The following is a 24,059-nucleotide window of genomic DNA, read 5'->3' as shown; positions in this document are numbered from 1 at the left end:
AATCATGATTGCAGCACAAGACATGGAAGCCTATCTGCAGCTTCAGAAGGACAAAGAATCCAATGCGCAAGCCTATCCCCGGCATTTTCCCCTCGTGATTGATCGAGCTAGAGGCATTATCGTCACGGACACAGACGGTAAGTCGTATTACGACTGCTTATGCGGTGCGGGCACGCTTGCATTAGGCCATAACCACGATGTAGTCGTTGCTGCTATTCAGGATACACTGGTTAAGCAAATCCCCTTACATACACTTGATCTTGCGACTCCGCTGAAACTCGATTTCATGCAAGAAATTTTCACGATGCTGCCAGAACCGCTTCGCTCCTCATCCAAAATTCAATTCTGCGGTCCGACAGGTGCGGATGCTGTAGAAGCAGCGATTAAGCTTGTCAAAAATGCAACAAAGGGCAAGTCGATTCTAGCCTTCCAAGGCGGCTATCATGGTTCGACTCAAGCGACGATGGCGATGAGCGGCAACCTGAGCAAGAAGCAGCATCTCCAGAGCCTGCTTCCGGATGTTCACTTCCTGCCGTTCCCGTATGAATATCGCTGCCCGTTCGGAGTTGGTGAAGGGAAGACCGCCCAGATCAGTGCGCAATATATCGAACAGCTGCTGGATGATTGCGAGAGCGGCATCGCAGCCCCTTGCTGCTTAATCGTCGAGACCGTTCAAGGCGAAGGGGGCGCTATTCCTGCGCCAATTGAATGGCTGCGTGAAATCCGACGCATTACGGCTGAACGAGGCATCCCGCTTATAATCGACGAGGTTCAAACAGGAATCGGCAGAACCGGCACGATGTTCTCGTTCGAACATGCCGGCATTATTCCAGATGTTATCGTCTGCTCTAAGGCAATTGGCGGCAGCCTGCCAATGTCGGTCGTGATCTACAAAGAAGAGCTTGACCAATGGAAACCAGGTGCGCATACGGGTACATTCCGCGGCAATCAATTAGGGATGGCGACCGGACTTGCCACACTGCGATATTTGCAATCGAATGATGTACTCGAGAATGTACGCGAGCGCAGCAGCCAATTCTTCCATTCGCTTCGCCGGTTGCAAGCTCGTGTACAAGAAATCGGCGATGTCCGGGGCAGAGGTCTGATGATCGGAGTGGAAATCGTCGATCCTCGCGGACAGAAAGATCGATTGGGTCATTTCCCACAGAGTGGCGAGCTCGCTGGCTTGATCCAGGAGCGATGCTTCCAGAACGGCTTAATTATCGAACTAGGCGGGCGCCGTTCCGCCGTTATGCGGTTTCTTCCACCTCTAACGATTACGGAGCAAGAGGCAGCAGAGGTACTGTTTATTTTCGAGAAATCGGTAATAGAAGCCGTCGAGATGATTACAAGCACATGCTGATTGCAGCATATGCGAGAAAACATTCCGTCTTACTAGCTATTCTCATCGGGGCATTCTCGTTGGTGCTGACGAACAGTGCCTTTAATACGCTGCTCCCAAGCTTTGTAACCACGTATGGCATTTCGACGGCACTTGGCGGCTGGATTATTACGTTGTATATGCTGGCTATGACGATAACGATGCCGCTAACCTCTATTGTCGTTGATCGGCTCGACCGCAAACGGACGTATATACTTGGGCTCGGGCTGTACGGACTGTTCTCGATTGTGGGCGGATTGTTTTATCAGCATGTAGAGGTGATTCTGCTTGTTCGCGTCATGCATGGCGTTGCAGCAGGGTTAATGATTCCAGTGTCACTTGTTCTGTTGTTCGATTATTACGGACAAGGAAAGAGGGGACAGGTAGTTGGGGCTTGGGGCATGCTGCTGACGATTGCACCTGCGGTCGGTCCAACGCTGGGCGGTTTTGTTATGCAATTCGGCGAGCTGAAGATTCTGTTCTGGATGAATGTGCCTTTAGCGCTTTTATCGCTCTTACTATGCTGCCGTCAGATTCAATCCTATGAGCCTGCCAAGCGCAAAACGATCCATCTGCAAGGGCTGCTGCCGCTCATGCTCAGTGTTGCATCGCTCAGTCTAGCCATCCAATTCGCATCGAATTCAGCGATTCCTGGATGGCAGACAGGCGTGTTATTCGGAGTTGGAATCCTGGCTGTGATCCGTTTCGTTCAACATGAGAATGGCAAAGAAGAGCCCTTGATCCGGTATAAGCTGCTGCGGCTTAATCGCTTGTTCACGGTTTCGCTTCTCATCTCGACGGTGCAGGATGCGGTGATGTTCGGCGTAATATTCGTCATGCCGCTTATTTTTCAAGAAGGACTTCATCTATCTCCATCCGCGTCCGGCGCTTTGTTTATCCCAACGGCTGTATGTACGAGCTTATTCGTATGGATTGGCGGACGCTGGCTCGATGCCGGTAAGTCGCTGCGATTTATTGCTTATGGGATTGGAATGGTAGCGTTATCTGTATTGTCATTTGCATTCGTATCAACGAGCGTTTCGCTTGTATTCGTTATTGTTCTCATGGCACTACGAGGAATTGGCAATGGCTTGTCCGATATGACGATGACGGCCATAGGACTGCAAGCGCTGCCAGAGGAGGATATGCACGAAGGATCGGCATTGTCCAATACGCTGCAGCGGTTGGCTTCTTCCTTCGCTGTCATGCTGCTTGCTGCCTACTACGACATCCGGTGGACAATGTTGGCAAGCAGTGGGATGGGCGCGGGACAAGCCAAGTGGGCGGCGCTGCAAGAAGAGTGCATCGTACTAGGGGTACTGATGTCGCTAACGCTTCCGCTCGTCGTATTCATTAATCATAAGAAAGCAGGTGCGACTGACACCCATGTGGACCAAGGAGGAGACGAAAGGCCGGGAACAGGCCAATGCTCAGACGTGTAAAACATTACTAAACTGCTATATTCGGGAGCTTGCAGCTGAACGTGGAAGCAGTGGTATAGAGATTAATACCGAAGACCACACATTTGTGATTTCGTTCCCGCATAGTTGCGCCGTCTTAACTGGCAAGCTGAACTATTATTCGGTAAGTGGGGAGCATGAGTACGAACAGCTCCTGACCGAGGACAAGGAAGAGTTGCAGTTCAAGACACTTCTTCAATGGATGATTACCGAGCTGCGCCATCGTGATCCATCTATTTCGCTAGAGCTGATTCAGGATTTTATCGAAAAGGTGGAGAACAGCTGCGACAAAATCGAGCTGTATTGGACGCAGTCCGCACATCACTCGGTAACCGACTATTTGTCCTCTGAGCAATCCCTTATCTACGGTCATCCTTTTCATCCATACGCCAAGAATACGGCCGGGTTCAGAGAGATAGAAACAACGAAGTACAGTCCAGAGCTTCATGCTTCCTTCCAGTTGTGCTACATGGCAATTCACCGAGACGTATTTCATCAGGAATGGATCAACTTTAGCTTACAGCTTGAATGGCCAGAAGAGATTGAAGGGCATGCGCGACAAGTGTTGGGAGAGAAGCGTGAGATCTATCAGTTGCTTCCGGTACATCCATGGCAGTACGAGCATGTCCAGACTATTAAGGCCATTAAAGACTATATTCGAGATAAGAAAATCATTCTGCTGGGCAGTTGCGGTCCGCTAGCCTATCCAACCTCATCGGTAAGAACGGTATACATCCCTGAGATGGCCTACAATATCAAGCTTCCACTTAACATCCAGATCACGAATCTAAGAAGAACGAATAGCTGGGAACAAATGCGCAGAACGATGGATGCCGCTCGTTATTTGTACGGACGAGACTGCTTCGCCAATGATTCTAATACCCGAATCGCGTATGAAGAAGGGGTGGAGGGTTGTTGTTTCAAAGGCGAGAATATTGCCAAAATGTTGACTGTAGCCTATCGCAAGGTAGAGTTCGATGTGACATGTACATTCGTCATGTCCAGTCTGATAGAAGCGCCGATTCAATGTGATTCTTGCCGGCTGTTTGCATTAATCGATCAGAGTATTCCGATTACAGAGTGGTTTGAACAGTACCTGCAGATCTCGCTATTGCCCATAGTGCGAGCGGCGCAAGAGCATGGCATCCATTTCGAAGCGCATCTGCAGAATACGCTGCTTACGTTGAAGAATGGCGTGCCGCATACCTTTATTATTCGAGATTTGGAGGGAGTTAGCGTTAATCGAGAGATTGCCGTCGAAGCAGCAGGCATGAGCCCCCTTTTCTATGACAAGGAACAGTGTTGGGCGCGTACGGATTATTATTTCATGGTGAATCATCTAGGTTCTCTTATCCATGCGATTGCTAGAGACAGTGGGATGGATGAGATGGTGTACTGGCGGATCGTACGGCATCTGCTTGAGCAAGAATACGAGGCCACTAGCAATGAGTATATTCAACATTTACTGACTGCTGATGCCTTCCTAGCGAAGAAGAATATGATCAGCTGCCTTGGAGGGCATAGCGAGACGCCTGCTTATACGCCCATAGATAATGTGATGAAGAAAGTAGGGAGATTAACGAGTGGAACAACGAATTAGAGCCGAAGAGAGCATGCTGCTGGATGATGTGATGGAGAGAATCATGCGCCAGACGCTGGAGGCCTTGCTGTTCGAAGGGATTATTAGTGCTGCAGAAGAGGGGCTGACGTGGACGTTCGAGGGTAGAGCTTCAAACGAAGATACGATTCGTTACACCTGTAAGGCACAGCGTAAAGCTTCATTCGGTCGTGTAAAAGTCGAGAAGCATTCCATTCGAAGAGAAGACAAGCCGAGCGTTGATCTTTATCGTTTCGTCGAAGAGGTCATCGTGAACCGATTGAATGGGGCATATGTTCCGCAGTTCGTGAGCGAACTATTCGAGACGTTAGCGAAGGACCATCAGTCCAAGCTGCATGAAGCTGAACGAATCCCGATCGCTGACCGTCATTATGATGCACTGGAAAGCTATATGGCGGAAGGTCATCCGTACCACCCCAGCTACAAATCAAGACTTGGTTTCTCGTTGATGGATAATTTCGCATACGGGCCTGAGTTCAATCAAAAGATTGCCCTGCAGTGGATCGCGGTTCATGAATGGCTGATTGATGTTTCCGTATCGAGAGGGGTCACCTCAGAGGAACTGTATGCCGATCATCTGACCGATGAAGATCGCCAGACGTTCAAGGACATTCTAACCATCTCTGGCTGCGAGGCTGAGCATTATGTATTCATGCCTGTACACCCATGGCAGATGGAGGACCGAATTCCGACGTTGTTCGTAGAGCAGTTAGCGAATAAAGACATCATTGTGTTAGGGGGATCGCGCTCGTCCTACCGTGCACAGCAGTCGATTCGTACGCTATCTCGCCGTGACAAGCAAGATGCCTCCTATATCAAGCTGGCGTTAAGCATCACCAATACGTCGACCAGCCGTATTCTGGCTCATCATACGACGCAGAATGCGCCACTGATCAGCGACTGGCTGCAGCGCATTATTCGGAACGACTCGCTGCTCACGAAGCTTAGATTCCAGGTGCTTCGAGAAACGATGGGACTTTCGTTGCGTTATCAGAACTTGTCATCCATCGCATATGGTTCGGCTTACGGTACGCTAGGAGCCATTTTTCGTGAAAATGTCTCGCTGCATCTCGATTCCAATGAGACCGCTTGGCCATTGAATGCCGTAACGCTGACGCAGCAGAACGGAGAATCATTCATTCAGTCTGCGATCGACCAGCATGGCATCGAGAGATGGAGCGATGCTCTCATTCGTTCCGTTGTACTGCCAATCATTCATCTGCTCTATGCGCATGGGATCGCCCTCGAATCGCATGCTCAGAATATTATTCTTGTACTCGAGAATGAGCTGCCAATGCGGATTATTGTCAAAGATCTGCACGATAGCGTGCGTTATGTGCCAAGTCAATTGCTCCATCCAGAATGGGCGCCAGTGCTGAATCCTGAACCAGAAACTCATCGCAAGTTCAATCGCTACTCGTTTCTTCAGACTGACCAAGTGTCCGAAGTACGTGACTATACCTATGATGCTTTCTTCTTCATCTGCATGACGGAGCTGTGCTTCACGCTTGAGAAGTGTGGTCTAGGTGAGCAACAGTTCTGGAGCAAATGCTCGGATACGATTCTCAGATACCAACAGGAGCATCCGCAGTACCAAGAACGATTCGAGCTATTCGACTTGTTCTCGGGTGATGGACGGATTGAAGAGATGACGAAACGTAGAATTTATGGCGATAGCGAGCTGTATTTCCGTACCGCACCTAACCCGCTGCGTCTTGCTGCAGGTGTTACGAGATGAGAAAGAATAAGCTGAAGGAGAAAATTGCTAGACGAAAATCGGTATTCGGATTATTCGTCTCCATCCCGAATCCAATCATTATTGAGATGATCGGCCATGCGGAATATGACTTCGTGATTATCGACTTCGAGCATGCCTCTACGAATGTCGAGACAGTCGAGGAGCTCATTCGTGCCGCGGAGCTCCTGGATATGACGCCGCTCGTTCGAATATCCAGCGTTAACCGGATGGAGATTACGAAGTTTCTAGACAGCGGCGCTCAAGGGATTGTTATCCCTCATGTCGAGCGTAGAGACCAGGTTGAGGAAGCGGTTCGTTATGCATTTTATCATCCACTCGGGAATAGAAGCTTGAATAGCGGAAGACCGGGTATTTTCGCCAAAAATTCTCTCTCCAACTACATCGAGGAGGCCAACCGGGAAGTGATGATCATCCCGATGATCGAGAGCATCGAAGGTGCGGAGAGGATCAGAGATATCGTGTCAATTCCGCAAGTCAGCTTCGTTCTAGAAGGCGCTGCGGATCTGTCGCAATCGCTATCCGTGCCATGGCAGACCGATCATCCGGAAGTGCAGCAGCTGTTAGATCACGTGCATAAGGAGTCGATTCAGCAAGGCATCCCGTATGCCGCTGTATCAAGAAGGATGGAAGATCACCTTCTGTGGGCGGAGCGCGGCGTTCAAATATTCGTATTGGGCGACGATCGTAATACAGCCTTCCGCGCCTATTGGAATAAGCAGAAGGAATATCGACAAGCGCTGGGGGTCAGATCATGATGGAGCAGCTTCAAGAATGGATCGCCAGCTGGCAGCGCGAGAGTCAGGAACCTGTGTGTGCCTATGTGTATGATCTAGATGGCATTCAGCGTCATGTTCGATCGATGTTGGATAAGCTTCCCGCGCACAGCTCGTTATTCTACGCAATCAAAGCAAATCCAGATAAACGAATCATTCTGGCGCTGCTTCCGCTGGTCAGCGGGTTCGAGGTGGCGTCGATCGGTGAGCTGCTTAAAGTAAGAGACGTTTCACATACCGTTCCGATTCTGTTCGGCGGACCTGGGAAGAAGGATGCCGAGCTGGATCAAGCGATCTTGAACAATGTGACTTATCTTCATGTGGAGAGTTTACTCGAGCTGCGTAAGCTTATCGAACTGGCCAAATATCGTAAACGCACCGTGCAAGTATTGCTGCGCATTAATTTGAGAACAGCGGATTTGCCGCAGACAAAGATACGGATGGGTGGAGGTCCAAGTCCGTTTGGACTTGATGAGACATTGGTCGAAGAAGCCATCTCGATCTTACGGGAGAACAGCAACACGCATGTGAAATTGTGTGGGTTTCATTTTCATTCCCTCTCGAATAACACAAATGCAGAGCTGCATGCGGAGATGGTCAGTTATTACGTACGTAAGGTTGAAGAGTGGGAGTCTCAATACGACATCGAGGTTAGCGTCATTAATGCAGGCGGAGGATTTGGCGTCACTTATGACGGTTCACCGGGCTTTGATTGGCCGCTCTTTACCAGGTTGTTGAAGCAAAGCGAGGAATGGAATCGATTGGGAGACACAGAGGTCTTCTTCGAGCCAGGGCGATTCATTGTGGCTGATCATGGCTATTACGTCACAGAGGTTATCGATATGAAACTGTCGCATGAGCAATGGTTTGCCGTCATTCGAGGTGGCACACATCACAATCGATTGCCGGCTTCATGGGGGCATGATCATCCGTTTCGGGTTGTTCAGACTGAGCGGGAATGGCAGTATTCGTGGGCCAAGCCCATGGTTGTTGATTCGAATGTGACAATCGTAGGTGAGCTGTGTACACCGAAGGACCGCATGCATACCGATGCTCAGGTGCCTCGACTGCAGGTTGGTGATGTCCTTGTATTCGTGAAATCGGGTGCCTATTGCTGGACAATATCCCATCATGATTTTCTCGGACATCCGCATCCAACATTCTACTATCTCACAGAGGAGGGAATCCCTTGCGCATCGATCTCGAAGTAGAACAAACACCAAACTATGTGATAGCTGAACGCCGTGTATGTAGGGAGCTCATGGATGCTTTTCTAGCAGAGCAATTCTTCGTCATGAATGAAGAGACGACCTGCAGGCTGGAAGCAGCGCCAAGCGCTGTACTCGATATGTACCCCGATGCGCCTGACAATGCTACAGTCTATATCGGTGAAATATGCTTCCTGATCGTTCCTAGTTACAGGCAAGGTATCCAATGGGCAATTGATACCCCAATCCTTAAGAAAGGGACGCTCGGTTATACAATCGTCGACTCTTGTATGGAGGTTTGCCAGCTTGTGCTAGCGCATTCGTTAACTGCGGAAGCCTACGCGCATCCTGGTGTTGCAGATTTCATGAAGGGGCTAGAGACAGCCATCTGGCAGCTAAGTCTTAGTCTTACACACGCTGTTGATCTGTTTGAAGAAGTACCTAGCACTTCATACGACTGGTTTGTTACAGCAGAACGGCTCGCATCGCTTCGAGATCGACCGTTTCATCCGCTGGCCAAGGCCAAGATTGGGTTCTCAGAGCAGGATTACAAGACCTATATGGCAGAGTTCGGAAATCCAACATCGCTCCATTGGGTGGCTATATCGAATGAATCGATAGCACGTGGGTGCCGGGAGGATTCGTATAGCTGTCTCGATCTGCTGGATAGTACGGTAAGGGCGTTACTCGATTCAGAGCTCGAGCGCAAAGGGATTTCGACTCGCACACATACGCTTCTGCCGGTTCATCCCTGGCAGATGAAGCACCAAATCATACCTTACTTCAACTATGAGATTGAAGCTGGAACAATTGTTGTACTGGAGACACAAGCAGGGGAGTGGTCCGCAACTTCATCCGTTCGTTCCTTTGCGCGAGTGCAGCAATCGAGAATGATGCTGAAGCTTCCTATAAGCGTATTGTCGCTCGGCGCTGCTCGATACTTACCTGTCGTTAAACTGCTTAATGGTCTCGCCGGCGAGCGAATGCTGCGACATGCTATCGCATGTGATGATACGTTACAGGGACGTGTTTTCTTATGTGAAGAGAAGCATTGGTGGGGCTACCTCCCAAGTGATATGGGGCTGTTCGATGACCATCCTCGGCATCTAGCCGCGCAAGTGAGGATGTATCCTTCAGAGCTGCTGGATGAGCGATACCGAATCATTCCAATGGCCTCTCTGGGCGTTACATTAAATGGTGAGCATCTGCTGACTGCGATTAATGGTGAACGTCCTACGGGGGATGAAGCAGTTCGCTTCTATGAGGAGCTGGCAGCAGCATTCTACGACATAACGATGAGATTGTTCAAGGTAGGCGTTGTACCTGAGATTCATGGACAAAACTGCTGTGTCGTGATGAGAGATAAACAAGTTGCGGGCCTCATGTTAAGAGATCACGATTCTGTGCGGCTTCACCAGCCTTACCTGGACAAGCATGGAATCGAAGACCCCTGTTATCATATCCGACCGGGCTATTCCAACAGCCTGTATAACGAAACGATTGAGAAATTGATATTCTATATTCAATCACTGGGAACTCAGGTTAACCTGGCTGCAATTATAGAGGCGATGGCAGAGTCCTACGACATTCCCGAGAAGCAGTTATGGTCAATTACTGGGAAGCAGCTACGACATGCGGTAGAGCGCATCGATATTCCAGAGAATGATCGCAATGTGCTGCTGCAAGTACTGTTCAAGAGTAAGACATGGCCTTCGAAGCTGATCATTCGTCCGCTGCTAGAGGCTGATGGGGTGCCAGGGGCGATGCCTTCGGGTAAAGGAGCAGGGTATAACCCGTTTCGAATTACTTGAACGGTGACCGTAAATAATGGAATGGAGCAGTTGCACATTGCAGCTGCATTTTTTGTTGTATTTTGTCAAATGCAGGAGGATAATCAATGTTTACATTCGAATATTAAACATACATTGCAGCCAGGAGTGTGTAAAAGTGAGGAAAGTATTGAGCAATCTGTTACTAGCATTATGCTTGATCTGCTGTATCTCCATCATGAGCGCAGCGTCATCGCCTGCAAAGTCGGAGCCATTGTTCCTCATTCAGCAGAACGGCAAGTATGGTTATATGGATAAGAACGGTAAGATCAAGATTAAGCCTCAATTTGATGCAGCTCATCAATTCTCAGATGGACGCGCACTCGTAGAGAAGAAGCAAGTGGGGAAAAACTCTACATTGACCGGCTATATCGATCAGCAAGGTAAACTAGTTGTTCCATACCAATATAACTATGCTATGGATTATCAAGAGGGTCTAGCGGTTGTAATGACCTTCGCGGACAATGGGACGTTCAACACCTTTCTTATTGACAAGTCTGGGAATAAAGTTATCACGCTTGGCCAATATTTTACGTTCGGCTTTAACGAGGGGAGAGCCGCAATAATAAGCGACTTATACTCTAAGAATGCTAAATTAGGGTACATTGATAATCGGGGAACAATAATTGTTCAGCCCCAATACCAATTCTCACCGCGTTATGATAACCCTATCTATCAGGAAGGCATGGCAGTCGTACATAGCGGAGAGCAATATGGCTATATCGATATGAACGGCAAAGAAATCATCCCTGCTCAATTCGAACTTGCACAGCCTTTTCAAGAAGGTTTAGCAGCTGTAATGAATACCAATGGAGATTGGGGATACATCGATAAATCGGGCAGATACATCATTAAATCTCAATTCGAAAACGCGCAGGCATTCAGCGATGGCTTAGCACCTGCATTAATCAATAAGAGTGGGAATCAGCAATTGTGGGGTTACATAAACAAAACAGGCAAACTTGTTATTCCAGCCAAATATGAGGACGCAGATCTTTTCTCGGAAGGTCTAGCGTCTATATCAATGAAAGTAGGCAATGATGAGCTGTGGGGATTTATTGATAAACAAGGAAAACTCGTCGTTCAGCCCCAGTTTGAATATGTAGAATCTTTCCATGATGGTTTAGCCCTAGTTGCTATTGATGATCGCGAAGGATATATTAACAAGCAGGGCAAATACATTTGGAAGCCAAGCAAGTAAACCAAGAGACCGTTCGAATGCGAACGGTCTCTAGTATTGTATGGAGCGTTTTGTAGTATGATTGTGTTAGATATGACGATATGTGATGGACGTCCTTAGCTAAAATGGAGGTAATTGAATGACTGCAATAAACGATCTAACACGTATTTATTTGGACTATAACGCGAGTACACCGATCGACCCTCGGGTACTGGAAGAGATGATGCCATATCTGACCGGCTATTACGGCAACCCGTCATCCTCGCATTGGGCTTCTGCAAACATTCATGAAGCGATCCAGCTGGCAAGATCTCGTGTAGCAAACCTCATAGGCTGCGATCCAAGTGAAATTATCTTCACGAGCGGCGGAAGCGAGTCGGATAACTATGCGATCAAAGGAACCTACTTCGCCAATCGGCACCGCGGCAACCATATCATCACGACCACGATCGAGCATCCCGCTATATTAAATCCTTGCGCTTATCTGGAGTCGCTAGGCGCGGAAGTGACCTATTTGGACGTGGACGTCTATGGACGTGTCAATCCCGCGGACGTGGCTGCAGCTATTACGAGCGATACGATTCTAGTGTCTGTCATGCATGCGAACAATGAGACGGGGACCGTACAACCAATTCGAGAGATCGGTCAAATAACGCGGGAGCGCGGTGTTATCTTTCATACAGATGCAGCTCAGTCGGTAGGCAAAATCGATGCTCGTGTCACTGATCTTAATGTAGACCTATTGACCATTGCAGGACATAAGCTATATGCGCCCAAAGGAATCGGAGCCTTATACATTAGACGTGGAACGCCAATCGACTCTTACATTCATGGTGCTGGACACGAATCCGGAAGAAGGGCAGGCACTGAGAATGTGCCATACATGGTTGCGCTCGGCAAGGCATGCGACATTGCTTCAAACAAAGATGATCTCATGCGGATTCAATCGTTATCCGCTCGGTTCTGGACACGTATATCGGATACGTTCCATGATCGTATCGTGCTCAACGGCCATCCAGATGAGAAACTGCCGAATACGCTCAATGTCAGCTTCAAAGGGATGATTGGTCAAGATATTCTCGACCAAGTGCCCGAGATTGCCGCTACAACCGGATCCGCTTGTCATACGGGCAGCATTCAGCTCTCGCCTGTACTGAAGGCGATGAATGTGGATCCTGCAATAGGCGCTGGCACGGTTCGATTCTCAATTGGCCGCTTTACTACGGATGAAGAGATCGAGCAGGCTTGCGATTTGCTGAGAGACAGGTTGATCCTCAAGTAGCCTCGAATTGAGCCGCAGCTATGCGGCTCTTTGTAATTTTCTCTATCTTGCTCTTTCATTCAAGATTACAGCGGAGCACGCCGGTTTTGGTTATAGTGATAATAGAAGAGATTCCGTGTTACGAATAAGGAGGCGGGGATTTGAGTCGCATCGAAACCAAATGGTTTGAATATGGACAACACGAGATCGATTATTTGAAACAGGCTGATCCTGAACTTGGTATTGTCATTGATCGGTTAGGTAAGTTGGAACGGGAGATCATTCCTGACCTGTTCACCGCGCTCGTGAACGCCGTAGTCAGTCAGTTGATCTCTGTGAAAGCTGCGCAAACGGTATGGGGCCGCATGCAGCAGAAGTTCGGTGCCATCACGCCCGAGCAGCTTGCCAATCATTCCCCTGATGATATCCAGTCTTGCGGGATGTCGATGAAGAAAGCAATCTGCATTCATACGATCGCTCGGTCCATTTCAGCAGGGGAATGGGATATTGATGCACTTCTCGGACTGCCCGATGAAGAAGTCATCCGTCAATTAAGCGGTCTGAACGGTATCGGACGCTGGACGGCAGAGATGCTGCTTATTCATTCCATGGAACGACCGGATGTTGTGAGCTGGGGAGATATAGCAATACGTAGAGGAATGATGCGACTATACAACTTATCGGAGCTCCCGCGTCAGTCGTTCGAGGAGTACCGTCGTCGATATTCGCCGTACGGAACTGTCGCTTCGATCTACTTGTGGGCATTGTCATCGGAATAGCGCGTTACTTGACACATAGAAGAGCAGCATCGTAATTGATGCTGCTCATTATTACGACCATATCTAAATACTCCGCTCCAACTGCAGCAGCTTCATCTTCATCTCCATGCCACCGCGATAACCGGTAAGTGATCCATTCTTGCCAATGACGCGATGACAGGGAACCGTGATCAATATTGGATTAGCCCCAATCGCAGTGCCAACCGCGCGAACTGAAGACGGCTTCTGGATATCAGTTGCTATATCCGAGTAAGAACGCGTCTCTCCGTAAGGGATATCGCATAATGCTTTCCACACAGCTTCTTGAAATGGAGTGCCCTTATAGTAGATCGGAAGCGTAAACTGTTCAAGCTCGCCTTGCAAATAGCGTATAAACTCATCCGCATAAAGCTGCATCACGCCATCATCATGAAGCAGGTCAAAACCTGGCATTCGGCGCTTAGCCCATTCTGTTAACTCTTCGAAGGGCTGATTGTGCGACCCAACAAAACATAATCCTTCTTCCACTGCAGCGAGATGCACGCTCCAGCCTTCATAAGATAGTAATGACCAATAAAGCTGCTTACGTATCGATATCGTTGTTGGCATGAGATCCATTCTCCTTCGTCTGCTGCTTGATCTGCCTGCGGTAGGCTTCGGGCGATAAACCCGTTAATTTCTTGAATAAGGTTACAAAATAAGGCGAATTAGATAGTCCAACTGCCTCACCGATTCGAGCTACGGTTCGATCAGTCGTGTTTAAAAGGCGTTTCGCTTGGTTGATGCGTACTTGCTGGATGTATGTCACAGGAGTGATCCCTTTGATCCTCTTAAACGTTCGATGCAAGTGATACGGCGTACCATGGCTGATATGCGCGAGCGTATCCAATGTCAACGATTCGTCATAGTGACGTTCAATGTATTCTGTTATGAGAGCAATCCATTCCTCGTCAGGCAGACGTTGACCGGATGGCCTGCATCTCTTGCATGGACGAAAGCGTGCAGCCAAGGCCTGTTCAGATGTGTGGAACATCCCAACATTATCCCTGATCGGTAATCTTGATTTGCATGAAGGACGGCAGAAAATGCCTGTCGTTTTTACCGCATAATAGAACTGGCCGTCATAGGTAATGTCGTTATTCGCAACCGCCTGCCATTGTTCATCTGACAAAGGGGCAGGCGACATCTTGTCTGTCCTCAAATCTGTAGTTGTCCGCTCCATATCCACTTTCCAATCCGTTGGCATTCGAATTCACCTCTAACGCTAGTATAACCCTGACTGGAGCCTTTTGTGTGTAAGATTGAATGTAAAAGCAAGATAACGAAATCGTAGATCAGCGTATTGTCCGTATCTATTGAAATCGCCAAGCAGGGCTATTACACTTAAGGAGCTACCAGAATTTACATGATGCTGCCAACAGAAAGGGGATGTCTGATAGTTAATGAGATTAAATAACCGATTGCCAATCATGCCTGTATTATTGTTAATCGCACTAATTATCTGCTCCGTTTATCTTGTCATTCAGTTAGTTTCTAAGGAAGACCAACAATCGCAAGCGTTAATTAGCAACGTTAATTATATCAACAGTACAGGCTTCAGTATCCGTTCCGACTCCACGAATCTTGATACAATAGCGAAGGGAACTATTTTTGCAGAAGGAAAAGAAGGAGTTGCGGATCGGATCTCAATTATTGCTACGATTGACGTCGACCCAAACGATTGGGGAGGCGTTGCCTTCTATATCCCGACTCATTGGTCGATTGTCAATATAACAAGCAGCTATCCCGATAACAAACCTCTAATGAATCCTTCCGATAAAGCTTCGATCTGGACGACAGCAGATACGAAGAGTGAATGGCAAGCTTGGGTTGAAGTTGGAAGAGAGCGGAGCTACCAACCAACCGGTGGTGGTCATGGTACTGTCGTTATTGAGCTCGTTTATGACGGACATGACAAATCAATACCGAATTCCATCGATTTCGCAGTTGAAGTCGGATCGAAGACCGAAGATGGCGTAAGAATGATGGGGCCTGATCATGTTCGAGTGCCAGTATCTTTATTAGAATAACGCCGCATTTTTGCGGCGTTATTTATTTTTCAGCCAGAGCTTAAATAAATTATGGAGGAGCTTAGTGCTAATGCAATTCTCAAATATAGCAATGGCAGATCATTCTTGCTTGGCTCGTCCAGCTTCGGATTCTATAATAGAGAGAAGAAGAGTATAACGGACACCATGAAGGGGGAATCATGCACATGCAGCTGAAGGATATTCAACCCTCTATCCAGCAAATTGCCGTAGCCATTGGTTCTGTCCTCCGAATCGACGTAGAGATTGCGGACAGCGAGCTATTCCGTATCGCAGGTACGGGTCTAGCTAAGCATGAAATATGGAAGGAAATGCGCAATGAGGATTACGTCTATCGGCAATGTATCGTCACCGGTAAACCCGTCATCATCGAGCGGCCAGGATTCCATGAACTGTGCGCGCCTTGTGCGCATTTTCGTAACTGCAAGGAGTTTGGCGAAGTGTGCTGCCCGATTCTGTCTGATGACAAGGTACTTGGCGTCATCGGTTTGATCGCTTTCGATGAGGAGCAGCGTGATCGGTTGTTCTCTGACGTGGAAGCGAAGCTGGATTTTCTGAGCAAAATGGCAGGGCTAATCGCGACGAAGCTTAAGGAAGCTGAGCTGCAGGCGGAACAGCTTATACAAGAACGCAAGCTCTCAGCGCTTATTGGCTATATAGATAATGGCATCATTCTCATTAATCATGATGGCGATAGCGAGTTTATGAACCCAGCCGCGCGTGCCTTGCTTCGACAGGATCGAGAAGGCCTGCCTTCCCGTGAACTGCTGGAACAACTGGTCGAACCGTTTCGATCAACGAGAAGACGGGAGAGGACGAAGGAACCGGAGTCGAAGCTCATCCCTGTGAAGATCGGCGATCGATTCATTCATCTATTCGTCACCTATCATCCATCAAGACCTGATGGTATCGTCAAGGATGCCGTGCTGATGCTAGCGGATCCCGAGCACATGACGGATGTCGCAATCCGCTACACCGAGGACAACTATAGGGGTTTCGAAGGAGTGATCAGCAATCATCCGCTTATGCAATCCCTCAAAGATATGCTGCGCAAAGTGGCTGGGAGTCGATCGCCCGTTCTTATTCGAGGAGAAAATGGAACTGGCAAAGAGCTTATTGCGCAAAGCATCCATCGATCCGGCGAGCGAAAGAACGGACCTTACGTCTCGTTAAACTGTTCCGCATTGCCTGAAGCGCCATTACATGCGCTATTGTTCGGAGGAGATGGCCGACCAGGCAGGCTGGCGGAAGCGGAGGGAGGTACATTGTTCCTCGACGATATCGCGTATATGCCGATGCGTATCCAGGTAGAGCTGCTCCGAGTGTTGGAGAACAAGGGGGTCTGGCGGGAAGGCGAAAGGGAGCTCCAGTCCGTTGATGTCAGGATAATTGCCGCGACTGACCAAGATATGGAAGAACGAGTACGTGGTGGACAATTCCGTCAGCAGCTTTACTACAAGTTGTCTGTCATTCCGGTTGAAGTACCCCCACTTCGGGAGCGGAAATCCGATATATTGCTGCTGGCAGAGCATTTTCTTCAGCTTCACGGGCATTCCAACCGACGGGAAGTAAGAAGGATTGGTGAAGATGCGAAAGCGATATTGCTCGCTTATCATTGGCCGGGCAACATTAGCGAATTGTCGAATGTGATGGAATATGCGGTTAACTTCACATCAGGCCGTACGATTGGGAAAGAGCATCTTCCAGACTATATGCGAACGATCGAGACTGCACACGACGGACTACAGAACAATGATACGGTGTTGAATCTGCGAACATTGGAGCGGCATGCTATCCGTCGAGCGCTTCAGGAGACGGCCGCGAGCGGGCAACCCAAAGAGAAAGCTGCAGAAATGTTAGGCATCGGACGGGCTACGCTCTTCCGGAAAATGCGCCAATACGATATGCAAGAATAGCAAGAGTATCAAATTGGGACTCGTCTCAATTTGATACTCTTTTTTATTTTGTCAGAAAAATGTGATATTGACGGGGAAAGACGAGTTGTCGCCGTCTCAATATGATACTTGTTCAATGTGATGTTACTGTTTATCCTTAGTTATGTAAGATAACTTAACACGTAAACGACATAACGTTTACTCGAGTGCTGATTTTTCATTTCCAAATGCTTGAATCTTCTTATTACATTGTTTCGAATCGAAAGCTTGCGTCGGCGCGGCTTACCTAGCGCACCGTTCCATATCACAGAAGGAGTGGAGAGAAACATGGGACATTATGAACTCATTGTACGAAATGCAAAAGTTGTTGACGGTACAGGCAGCCCTTGGTACTACGCCGATCTCGGCATCAAAGGAGATCGGATCGAGCGAATCGGCCGGTTAAGCGGCGCAAGCGCAGACGAGATACTTGATGCATCAGGACTCATCGTAACGCCTGGATTCATCGACATGCACAGCCACTCCGATTTATTCGTTCTCGCGTTCGGAACGATACCTGCCAAGCTTCGCCAAGGGATTACAACAGAACTTCTCGGCCAAGATGGCATATCGGCTGCACCGCTGCCAGCAGATTACATCGACCGTTGGAAAGGAAATCTATCGGGGCTTGATGGCACCCCAGATATCGAGTGGGACTGGCATGATGTTGACAGTTATCTTAACAAAATAGAAGCTGCTCGACCTGAATGTAATTACGCCTATCTCGTTCCTCATGGCAACTTGCGGATGCAGGTTGTTGGTCTAGAGGATAAACCAGCGACGAAGGAACAAATCGACCATATGGCCGTGCTTCTGCGACAAGCTCTAGATCAAGGTGCATGCGGATTATCCAGCGGATTGATCTATCTGCCTTGCATGTACGGCGATTATAACGAAATTGAAGCGTTGTGTGCGGTAGCAGCAGAATACGGTGTGCCATTCATCGTCCACCAACGAAGTGAAGGCGATGAAATTCTCGAATCCATGGACGAGCTGCTCGTTATTGCGGAACGAACCGGTGTTCATCTGCATTTCTCCCATTTCAAAGTGTGTGGACGAATGAACTGGCATAAGACACCCGACGTTCTCGCGAAGCTCGATCGTGCAAGAGAAGCTGGTATCGAGGTCACGTTCGACCAGTACCCGTACACAGCAGGCAGTACGATGTTAAGTGCTGTACTGCCATCTTGGGCACATGATGGCGGAACGCCTAGCATGCTAGAGAGATTAAAGTCTGCGGAACAGCGCAAACGGATGGCAGCCGAGATGGCAACAGGCGTTCCGGGCTGGGACAGCATGTACAACTGGGCAGGGCCGGATGGCATCGTCATTACATCCGTCACGACAGCAGCTAATGCAGCCTGTGTCGGCCGCACGCTGGCAGACATCTCCGCAGAACGAGGTACGGATCCGATCGAGACTGCTTTCGACCTCATAGCTGAGGAAAGCAATGCGATTGGCATGATTGACTTCGTAATGGACGAACCGTCCGTATCGCTGATTATGCAGCACCCGGCAGGAACGATTTGCACGGATGGTTTGCTTGGAGGTGAACCGCATCCAAGGGCATATGGCTCCTTCCCGAAAGTGCTCGGACGCTATACCCGGGAAGATAGATTATTCTCGCTTGAAGAGTCGGTTCGACGGATGACGTCGCAACCCGCGCGTATTATCGGCTTCACCGACCGTGGTACGATCCGAGAAGGTATGCGAGCGGATCTGGTTATTTTCGATGAAGCAGCTATTCGAGATACGGCTACTTATGAGAAGCCGCGTTCGTATTCGGAAGGCATCCGATGGATTATTGTGAACGGCAAGGTTGCCGTCGACGGTGAGCATGAACGCCGTGCGGCATCCGGTGAAGTGCTTAGAAGACGTTACGATATTTAACCAACTGAACGAATCATGCTCAACCAACCATTTCGCCAATCCAAGGAGGCCTTCTTCTATGAAACGTTCTTATACACTTAAGTCCGCAATGTTCGTGCTCGTTGCAATTATGCTGGTTGTGACTGGCTGTTCTAAGAAAGAAGATACGACATCAGCTGCCAATGACGATAAGACGACAACGGCGTCAACATCACGACTCGATGCAATCAAAGAGAAAGGTAAGCTCGTTATCGCAACCGGTGACTACTATCCATTCGAGTACCTCGATCCGGATACGAAGAAGCTCGTTGGCTACGACATCGATCTCGGACAGAAAATCGCGGACAAGCTTGGTGTGCAAGTGGAGTGGAAGGAAATGCAGTTTACAGCTCTTATCCCAACCATTCAGAACGGACAGGCAGATATGGCAATCGCCGCAATGTACATCACCGATGAACGTAAGAAGGCAATGGATATGTCTGAGATCTATATGAAGACGGGTATGTCGCTCGTTAAACGCGAAGGCGATGATTCGATTAACAGTCTGGAAGATTTGAAGGGCAAGAAGGTTGGGGTCAAAGCAGGTGCAACGAGCGAAACAGCGGCCAAGGAACTCGTTGAACAAGGGTATGACATCAAGATCGTTTCGTATAAAGATACAACGGACTACCTGCTCGATTTGCAAATGGGACGTGTCGACGCAGCCATCAATGATTATTTGAACCAACTCGGCTACAACAAGCAGCACGCTGAAGCGAAGCTCGCTATCGTCGGCGATCCTTTCACGGAAGCAGGTCTCGGTCTCGCTGTAAAGCAAGGAGACACGGAGTTGCTGCAGGTAGCGAACGATGTTATTAAGGAGCTCGACGCAAACGGCGAAGCGAAGACGATGTATGAGAAGTGGCTCAAGTAAGCAGCAGTGCATGAAGATGCGGGATGAATCGGTGTGAGCCGATTCGCCCCCATCTCGGGTGCGACTGGTGAGGGGGAGTGGAGTTATGAAGCTTGATTATTCAGTCATCATGCCGTTCATGCCGGTGTTTCTTGAAGGCGCATGGATGACCGTGAAACTGTCCGTATTGTCACTCGCGTTAGGTTTAGTGCTTGGGATTATAGGCGGTTTGTGCAAAACATCTTCTATTTGGCCGCTTCGTGCAGTTGCCAACTTATATACGTGGATTTTCCGCGGTACACCGCTGCTTGTGCAGTTGTTCATCCTATACTTCGGTCTGCCGCAGCTCGGCATCACGATGGGACCATTCCAGGCTGGCGTACTCGGCATGGCTCTGAATACAGGTGCTTATGCAACAGAGATCGTTCGATCAGGCCTGATGGCAGTCGATCGCGGTCAATCCGAAGCAGCAAGTGCGCTAGGTATGTCCCGATCCGTCGCATTGTTCCGAGTTATCGGTCCGCAAGCAATCAAAGTCATTATTCCGCCGCTCGTTAACCAATTTATTATGACGATCAAGAACTCATCGATGGTATCGCTTGTCACGATTACGGAGCTATTCCGGACAGGCGAATCGGTCATCGTATCTACGTTCCGAAGCTTTGAAGTTTATTCGGTTATCGCAATTATGTACCTCATTATGACAAGCATCTTGATGATTGTAGCGAAGCAGCTGGAGAAAGGAATGAGCGCCCATGATCGAGCTTAATCAAGTGAATAAAAGCTACGGCAAACATCAAGTACTGTTCGATATCGATCTAACGATCGCCAAACGTGAGAAGGTTGTCATTCTAGGCCCAAGCGGTTCTGGCAAAAGCACCGTTCTCCGCTGTATTAACGGGCTTGAAACAATTCAGTCTGGCGATATTCGATATGAAGGCGCATCAGTGATAGGCGACAAGGCAATGCGCAGGATGCGGCTTGAAGTCGGCATGGTGTTCCAGCGGTTTCACTTGTTCCCGCATCGGACGGCATTGGAGAACGTCATGGAAGGACCGATCTGGGTCAAACGAATGAAGAAACAAGAAGCGAGAGAACTGGCTGCTGATTTGCTCGCAAAGGTCGGACTGTCGGGCAAGGAAGATTCGTACCCTGGCAAGCTGTCCGGCGGGCAGCAGCAGCGCGTAGCAATTGCACGGTCGCTTGCCATGCAGCCGAAGGCCATTCTATTCGATGAGCCGACTTCAGCACTTGATCCTGAGCTGGTTGGTGAGGTACTTAGCGTCATGAAAGAGGTCGCAGCCGAAGGGATGTCTATGGTCGTCGTGACGCATGAAATCGGCTTCGCACGCGAAGTAGCGGATCGAATCGTATTCATGGATCAAGGCAAAGTGATCGAGACAGGTACGCCGGAAGAAATACTCGACCGACCACAACATGTACGGACGCAATCTTTTCTAAGCCGGATTTTGAAATAATCGAACTTGTAAGCAAGGGGGAAAAGCGCATGAATACGCAGAGCGAAGTGAACCGTCAACCGAAGGTCAATCGAGAGGAGCTCATTGCGTTAACGCAGCGGTTGATTCGGGCGAAATCCCTATCGGGAGAAGAACAGGAAGCAGCATGCATTATCAGAGAAACGATGCTGGAACTAGGGTATGACGAGGTATGGATCGATGCATATGGCAGCGTGATAGGCAAAGTGCAGGGCAGCGGCGGGGGAGCATCCGTATTATTCGACGGTCATATCGATACGGTGCCGATCAACAGTCCTGAGAAATGGACGCATGACCCATTCGGCGGCGAAATAGTCGATGGTATCATGTATGGCCGTGGAACGTCCGACATGAAGGCGTCTGTTGCAGCAGCCGTTCTTGCTGTCGGAGAAATTGCACGGGAAGCAAGAAGGACAGGCAATCGTCCGAAAGGCGATCTCTATGTATCCGGTACCGTCTTCGAGGAAGTGTTCGAGGGTGTTGCACTTGGCAAAGTGCTGGAGACCATTAAGCCTGACCTCGTTGTGATCATGGAAGCTACGGGACTGAAGCTGAATGTAGGACAACGCGGCCGTGCAGAAGTATCCATCGTTGCGCATGGACGTTCAGCGCACTCGTCCAATCCAGACGTTGGCATTAACGCGGTCTATGCGATGAATCCGGTTATCGATGCGTTGACAACCATGGAACCGACGGAACAGGCAGCGCTAGGCAGAGGCATCTCAGTTGTCACTGATATTATCTCTTCGCCGTATCCCGGCGCTTCGGTTGTTCCAGACCGCTGTGAAATTACGATTGACCGACGACTGCTCGTTGGCGAGGATTCTTCGTTCGTTAAGAGCCAATACGAGAGTTTACTACCTGCAGAAGGTACTTATGAAGTTAAGATTGCGAAGGCGGAGTTGGAATGCTACACCGGTGCGGTTCTGGGCGGTGAGCGATTCTTCCCCGCGTGGTTAGCCGATGAGGGAGACCCGTGGGTCGAACAGACTCTTCAAGCACTTCGAGGCATCGGACAAGACCCTTCAATTGGTGTGTACAGCTTCTGTACGAATGGAAGCTGCTCCGCTGGAACAGCAGGCATTCCAACGATTGGTTACGGTCCATCTTACGAACATGTCGCTCATATCGTCGATGAATACATCGAACTGGATCAGCTGGAACAGGCAGCAGAAGGTTACTATGCGATCGCAGCGCATATCGCCGGACAATAGACGATGACAACATGGTTACAAGCAAGGAGAGAGACTTATGACAGGACCAATAGATTGGAAATTTAACGAAATCGTTCGTACTACGGAGCAGTTGTCTTCATTAGATCGTTTCACATGGGAGGAAGCGAATCGAGCTCGAACGTTCCATCAGACTTTCGACTGCTATCGGGAGACACCGCTCGCCTCGCTGCCGAGATTAGCAGAACATTGGGGACTAGGCGGCGTGTACGTCAAGGACGAATCCTATCGATTCGGATTGAATGCGTTCAAAGTTCTCGGCGGCGCTTATGCGATCGGACGATACTTAGCGGAGCGTCTTGAGATGGATATCGGGGATTTGTCGTTTGAACGGTTGCGTTCGCCTGAAATACGAGAGCAGCTTGGTGAAATCACGTTCGTTACCGCCACGGACGGCAATCATGGCCGAGGGGTAGCATGGGCGGCGGCGCAGTTGGGCCAGCGGTCGGTTGTCTATATGCCTCATGGTTCATCGCTGACGCGGTTGGAGGCTATTCGCGCTGCTGGTGCAGAAGCCGAAATTATGCAGTGGAATTACGACGAATGCGTCCGTCATGCCGCCAGAATGGCCGACGAGCACGGTTGGGTTGTCGTACAAGATACAGCTTGGGAAGGATACGAAGCCATCCCGGAGTGGATCATGCAAGGTTACTCCACTTTAGCAATTGAAGCAATCGAGCAGCTGCGCGCACTTGATGTCCCTAAGCCAACCCATGTGCTATTGCAAGCAGGTGTTGGATCGTTCGCAGGCGCTGTGACCGCTTTGTTCGCATCATTCTATGGAGAGGAACGACCGGCGATAATCATCGTTGAGCCGAACAAGGCGGACTGCATCTATCGCTCCGCGACGGCGGGGGAGCTTCAGATTGTAACCGGTGCGATGGATACGATTATGGCAGGACTCGCGTGCGGTGAACCTAATCCAGTCGCATGGCAGCTATTGCAAGATTACGGCGATATGTACATTTCATGCCCCGATTCAGTCGCAGCCAAAGGCATGCGGATGCTGGGTAATCCCCTAGGTGATGATCCTGTTGTCATATCAGGCGAGTCAGGTGCTGTAACAGCAGGACTGCTCGATCATCTGATGACGGATCCGCAATTGGCGGATGCCAAGGACCGAGTTGGACTCACTGAAGCTTCTCACGTATTGCTTGTCAGTACAGAAGGGGATACCGATCCTTCGCGTTATCGAGACGTCGTCTGGGACGGTATGTTTCCAAGCTTTGCTAGATCATAACAAACAACCAGCCGCGGACATCAAGTCGTCGGCTGGTTGTTTGTTATGGGTTCAATATGAAGCGACTTGAACTGAGTTTCGT

20 protein-coding genes are annotated in these 24,059 nt (G+C 49.3%); 18 read left to right on the top strand and 2 right to left on the bottom strand.

The window, feature by feature from the left end:
* Nucleotides 1–4: 4 nt before the first annotated feature.
* From H8B09_RS10930 to H8B09_RS10880, 10 genes are all read left to right on the top strand, one after another.
* Entirely contained in the window at nt 5–1,363 is a 1,359-nt protein-coding gene (locus H8B09_RS10930) for a diaminobutyrate--2-oxoglutarate transaminase (RefSeq protein ID WP_191203517.1), read from the top strand.
* The gene (locus tag H8B09_RS10925) at nt 1,357–2,823 is read left to right on the top strand and encodes an MFS transporter (RefSeq protein WP_191203516.1); all 1,467 of its coding nucleotides are present in this window, start codon (nt 1,357–1,359) and stop codon (nt 2,821–2,823) included. Before H8B09_RS10930 ends, H8B09_RS10925 begins: the two co-directional genes overlap by 7 nt.
* Nucleotides 2,768–4,441 (top strand): IucA/IucC family protein, encoded by a 1,674-nt coding sequence (locus H8B09_RS10920; RefSeq protein ID WP_191203515.1) that lies wholly within the window; start codon nt 2,768–2,770, stop codon nt 4,439–4,441. The genes H8B09_RS10925 and H8B09_RS10920 overlap by 56 nt, the downstream gene beginning before the upstream one ends.
* Entirely contained in the window at nt 4,425–6,197 is a 1,773-nt protein-coding gene (locus H8B09_RS10915) for an IucA/IucC family protein (protein ID WP_318152582.1), read from the top strand. The genes H8B09_RS10920 and H8B09_RS10915 overlap by 17 nt, the downstream gene beginning before the upstream one ends.
* Nucleotides 6,194–6,973, top strand: a complete 780-nt coding sequence (locus H8B09_RS10910; RefSeq protein WP_191203514.1) for an HpcH/HpaI aldolase family protein — start codon at nt 6,194–6,196, stop codon at nt 6,971–6,973. Before H8B09_RS10915 ends, H8B09_RS10910 begins: the two co-directional genes overlap by 4 nt.
* Nucleotides 6,970–8,202 (top strand): type III PLP-dependent enzyme, encoded by a 1,233-nt coding sequence (locus tag H8B09_RS10905; RefSeq protein WP_191203513.1) that lies wholly within the window; start codon nt 6,970–6,972, stop codon nt 8,200–8,202. The genes H8B09_RS10910 and H8B09_RS10905 overlap by 4 nt, the downstream gene beginning before the upstream one ends.
* Entirely contained in the window at nt 8,181–10,010 is a 1,830-nt protein-coding gene (locus tag H8B09_RS10900; protein WP_224753462.1) for an IucA/IucC family protein, read from the top strand. Before H8B09_RS10905 ends, H8B09_RS10900 begins: the two co-directional genes overlap by 22 nt.
* A gap of 268 nt (nt 10,011–10,278) precedes the next feature.
* Nucleotides 10,279–11,229: a WG repeat-containing protein gene (locus H8B09_RS10890; protein WP_191203511.1), complete on the top strand. Its 951-nt coding sequence runs from the start codon at nt 10,279–10,281 to the stop codon at nt 11,227–11,229.
* Nucleotides 11,230–11,347: 118 nt separating this feature from the next.
* Complete coding sequence (locus H8B09_RS10885) at nt 11,348–12,490, top strand: cysteine desulfurase family protein (protein WP_191203510.1); 1,143 nt, start codon at nt 11,348–11,350, stop codon at nt 12,488–12,490.
* Nucleotides 12,491–12,630: 140 nt separating this feature from the next.
* Entirely contained in the window at nt 12,631–13,248 is a 618-nt protein-coding gene (locus H8B09_RS10880; protein WP_191203509.1) for a DNA-3-methyladenine glycosylase family protein, read from the top strand.
* A gap of 63 nt (nt 13,249–13,311) precedes the next feature.
* Here H8B09_RS10880 and H8B09_RS10875 read toward each other — a convergent pair whose 3' ends face one another.
* A complete protein-coding gene (locus H8B09_RS10875) occupies nt 13,312–13,836 on the bottom strand; it encodes a methylated-DNA--[protein]-cysteine S-methyltransferase (protein ID WP_191203508.1) in 525 nt (174 codons plus the stop codon).
* Nucleotides 13,811–14,473, bottom strand: a complete 663-nt coding sequence (locus H8B09_RS10870; protein ID WP_191203507.1) for a bifunctional transcriptional activator/DNA repair enzyme AdaA — start codon at nt 14,471–14,473, stop codon at nt 13,811–13,813. The genes H8B09_RS10875 and H8B09_RS10870 overlap by 26 nt, the downstream gene beginning before the upstream one ends.
* 196 nt (nt 14,474–14,669) lie before the next feature.
* Here H8B09_RS10870 and H8B09_RS10865 point away from each other — a divergent pair, with 196 nt between their 5' ends.
* The 8 genes from H8B09_RS10865 (at nt 14,670) to dpaL (ending at nt 23,977) form a co-directional block, all read left to right on the top strand.
* Complete coding sequence (locus tag H8B09_RS10865; RefSeq protein WP_224753461.1) at nt 14,670–15,296, top strand: hypothetical protein; 627 nt, start codon at nt 14,670–14,672, stop codon at nt 15,294–15,296.
* Nucleotides 15,297–15,481: 185 nt separating this feature from the next.
* A complete protein-coding gene (locus H8B09_RS10860) occupies nt 15,482–17,230 on the top strand; it encodes a sigma-54-dependent Fis family transcriptional regulator (RefSeq protein WP_191203505.1) in 1,749 nt (582 codons plus the stop codon).
* Between the two features lie 306 nt (nt 17,231–17,536).
* Nucleotides 17,537–19,138 carry an N-acyl-D-amino-acid deacylase family protein gene (locus tag H8B09_RS10855; RefSeq protein ID WP_191203504.1) on the top strand — a complete coding sequence of 534 codons (1,602 nt, stop codon included), beginning with the start codon at nt 17,537–17,539 and terminating at the stop codon, nt 19,136–19,138.
* A gap of 58 nt (nt 19,139–19,196) precedes the next feature.
* On the top strand, nt 19,197–20,030 hold the full coding sequence (locus tag H8B09_RS10850; protein WP_191203503.1) for a transporter substrate-binding domain-containing protein: 834 nt from the start codon (nt 19,197–19,199) through the stop codon (nt 20,028–20,030).
* 85 nt (nt 20,031–20,115) lie between these two features.
* Entirely contained in the window at nt 20,116–20,778 is a 663-nt protein-coding gene (locus tag H8B09_RS10845) for an amino acid ABC transporter permease (protein WP_191203502.1), read from the top strand.
* Nucleotides 20,765–21,487 (top strand): amino acid ABC transporter ATP-binding protein, encoded by a 723-nt coding sequence (locus tag H8B09_RS10840; protein ID WP_191203501.1) that lies wholly within the window; start codon nt 20,765–20,767, stop codon nt 21,485–21,487. The genes H8B09_RS10845 and H8B09_RS10840 overlap by 14 nt, the downstream gene beginning before the upstream one ends.
* Before the next feature lie 29 nt (nt 21,488–21,516).
* Nucleotides 21,517–22,719 (top strand): YgeY family selenium metabolism-linked hydrolase, encoded by a 1,203-nt coding sequence (locus tag H8B09_RS10835; protein WP_191203500.1) that lies wholly within the window; start codon nt 21,517–21,519, stop codon nt 22,717–22,719.
* A gap of 37 nt (nt 22,720–22,756) precedes the next feature.
* Entirely contained in the window at nt 22,757–23,977 is a 1,221-nt protein-coding gene (dpaL, locus tag H8B09_RS10830; RefSeq protein WP_191203499.1) for a diaminopropionate ammonia-lyase, read from the top strand.
* Nucleotides 23,978–24,059: the final 82 nt, after the last annotated feature.

This window comes from Paenibacillus terricola (assembly GCF_014779765.1).
Lineage (GTDB): Bacteria > Bacillota > Bacilli > Paenibacillales > Paenibacillaceae > Paenibacillus_T > Paenibacillus_T terricola.
This window is presented reverse-complemented; position numbering and strand designations above follow the sequence as displayed.

Excerpts from the sequence above, each read along its gene's own strand:
- H8B09_RS10870 (WP_191203507.1), bottom strand. The coding sequence starts at position 14,473 with ATGCCAACGGATTGGAAAGTGGATATGGAGCGGACAACTACAGATTTG.
- H8B09_RS10860 (WP_191203505.1), top strand. The coding sequence starts at position 15,482 with ATGCAGCTGAAGGATATTCAACCCTCTATCCAGCAAATTGCCGTAGCC.
- H8B09_RS10845 (WP_191203502.1), top strand. The coding sequence starts at position 20,116 with ATGAAGCTTGATTATTCAGTCATCATGCCGTTCATGCCGGTGTTTCTT.
- H8B09_RS10885 (WP_191203510.1), top strand. The coding sequence starts at position 11,348 with ATGACTGCAATAAACGATCTAACACGTATTTATTTGGACTATAACGCG.
- H8B09_RS10930 (WP_191203517.1), top strand. The coding sequence starts at position 5 with ATGATTGCAGCACAAGACATGGAAGCCTATCTGCAGCTTCAGAAGGAC.
- H8B09_RS10835 (WP_191203500.1), top strand. The coding sequence starts at position 21,517 with ATGAATACGCAGAGCGAAGTGAACCGTCAACCGAAGGTCAATCGAGAG.
- H8B09_RS10850 (WP_191203503.1), top strand. The coding sequence starts at position 19,197 with ATGAAACGTTCTTATACACTTAAGTCCGCAATGTTCGTGCTCGTTGCA.
- H8B09_RS10890 (WP_191203511.1), top strand. The coding sequence starts at position 10,279 with ATGGATAAGAACGGTAAGATCAAGATTAAGCCTCAATTTGATGCAGCT.
- H8B09_RS10905 (WP_191203513.1), top strand. The coding sequence starts at position 6,970 with ATGATGGAGCAGCTTCAAGAATGGATCGCCAGCTGGCAGCGCGAGAGT.
- dpaL (WP_191203499.1), top strand. The coding sequence starts at position 22,757 with ATGACAGGACCAATAGATTGGAAATTTAACGAAATCGTTCGTACTACG.
- H8B09_RS10910 (WP_191203514.1), top strand. The coding sequence starts at position 6,194 with ATGAGAAAGAATAAGCTGAAGGAGAAAATTGCTAGACGAAAATCGGTA.
- H8B09_RS10925 (WP_191203516.1), top strand. The coding sequence starts at position 1,357 with ATGCTGATTGCAGCATATGCGAGAAAACATTCCGTCTTACTAGCTATT.
- H8B09_RS10855 (WP_191203504.1), top strand. The coding sequence starts at position 17,537 with ATGGGACATTATGAACTCATTGTACGAAATGCAAAAGTTGTTGACGGT.
- H8B09_RS10920 (WP_191203515.1), top strand. The coding sequence starts at position 2,768 with ATGTGGACCAAGGAGGAGACGAAAGGCCGGGAACAGGCCAATGCTCAG.
- H8B09_RS10865 (WP_224753461.1), top strand. The coding sequence starts at position 14,670 with ATGAGATTAAATAACCGATTGCCAATCATGCCTGTATTATTGTTAATC.
- H8B09_RS10875 (WP_191203508.1), bottom strand. The coding sequence starts at position 13,836 with ATGCCAACAACGATATCGATACGTAAGCAGCTTTATTGGTCATTACTA.
- H8B09_RS10840 (WP_191203501.1), top strand. The coding sequence starts at position 20,765 with ATGATCGAGCTTAATCAAGTGAATAAAAGCTACGGCAAACATCAAGTA.